The following is a 914-nucleotide window of genomic DNA, read 5'->3' as shown; positions in this document are numbered from 1 at the left end:
GTAAGTTCTCTGTATGTCAAGTGTAGGTAAGGTTCTTCGCGTTGCATCGAATTAAACCACATGCTCCACCGCTTGTGCGGGCCCCCGTCAATTCATTTGAGTTTTAACCTTGCGGCCGTACTCCCCAGGCGGTCTACTTAATGCGTTAGCTTTGAAAAACAGAACCGAGGTTCCGAGCTTCTAGTAGACATCGTTTACGGCGTGGACTACCGGGGTATCTAATCCCGTTTGCTCCCCACGCTTTCGTACATGAGCGTCAGTGTTGACCCAGGTGGCTGCCTTCGCCATCGGTATTCCTTCAGATCTCTACGCATTTCACCGCTACACCTGAAATTCTACCACCCTCTATCACACTCTAGTTTGCCAGTTCGAAATGCAGTTCCCAGGTTGAGCCCGGGGCTTTCACATCTCGCTTAACAAACCGCCTGCGTACGCTTTACGCCCAGTAATTCCGATTAACGCTCGCACCCTCCGTATTACCGCGGCTGCTGGCACGGAGTTAGCCGGTGCTTCTTCTGTCAGTAACGTCACAGATGTGAGGTATTAACTCACACCCTTTCCTCCTGACTGAAAGTGCTTTACAACCCGAAGGCCTTCTTCACACACGCGGCATGGCTGCATCAGGCTTTCGCCCATTGTGCAATATTCCCCACTGCTGCCTCCCGTAGGAGTCTGGACCGTGTCTCAGTTCCAGTGTGGCTGATCATCCTCTCAAACCAGCTAGGGATCGTTGCCTTGGTGAGCCATTACCTCACCAACTAGCTAATCCCACTTGGGCCAATCTAAAGGCGAGAGCCGAAGCCCCCTTTGGTCCGTAGACATTATGCGGTATTAGCAGTCGTTTCCAACTGTTGTCCCCCACCTCAAGGCATGTTCCCAAGCATTACTCACCCGTCCGCCGCTCGTCAGCAAAG

At 52.6% G+C, this 914-nt stretch carries 1 rRNA gene; it reads right to left on the bottom strand.

Features of this window, described 5'->3' with window-relative positions:
- Positions 1–914, bottom strand: a 16S ribosomal RNA gene (locus AC27I2_RS19665); the annotation flags it as partial.

The sequence above is a fragment of the Pseudoalteromonas sp. NH0006-46 genome, assembly GCF_057547735.1.
Note: the sequence above shows the minus strand (reverse complement) of the source record. Positions and strands in the feature narration are given on the sequence as shown.